The 639-nt window shown below is 44.9% G+C and carries 1 protein-coding gene; it reads right to left on the bottom strand.

Translation table 11 applies throughout. From position 1 onward, the window contains the following. On the bottom strand, positions 1-639 hold a 639-nt coding region (locus H3S73_RS13525), incomplete at both ends, for a type VI secretion system Vgr family protein (RefSeq protein WP_198248919.1).

Raw genomic sequence — 639 nt, 5'->3', positions numbered from 1 at the left:
CTTCACTTGCGGTGACCGTTAATTTTCCATCGACACTGTCTATTTTAATATCTTGCTTGGCAGCCATATTCAGGTTGGCATTTTGTGCCTGCACGTTAACATCACCCTGATTGGCAAAGACTTTCATTCCTGATTTATGAGCAAACAGACCGATTGATTCACCGGATGAGACGGTTATGTTTTTTAACGCATTGATGTCAGTCTGGTTTTCACTGGTCATTGAAACGCTATTTGACGTTGACAATTGGATGTTTTCCGGACTGGTTAAAGCAATACCCTCTTGTGCATAAGCAATAATGCCACTTTGGGCTAATTGGGTTAATGTCGCTTTAAGTTGCTCCTGACTGTCAGTGTCCGCACCATGGGCTTCAGATGAGTTTGCTGCATTTTGCAGTGCTTTGGCAATGGATAACGCATTTTCAAGCTGGGTAATGGCACCTTGCATATCCAGTTGTTTACCCTGTGCCTTAGGCTCGGTCTGATTGGTCAGGTATAAACCTTTATTGGCAGCAATCGCTCCCCACTCATCGGTGCGCAGTTCAAATCCCTCACCGCGCTGCTCTTTGTTTTGGTCAACTAAATGCCCGATGTTAAGCTGGGTTTTACCGTATTCGGTCGCTAACTTGATGTGCTCTTGTC

Origin of the sequence: Gilliamella sp. B14384G12 (assembly GCF_016101825.1) — a bacterium.
GTDB lineage: Bacteria > Pseudomonadota > Gammaproteobacteria > Enterobacterales > Orbaceae > Gilliamella > Gilliamella apicola_N.
The sequence above is the reverse complement of the archived record's forward strand: the minus strand, read 5'-3'. Positions and strand labels throughout refer to the sequence as shown.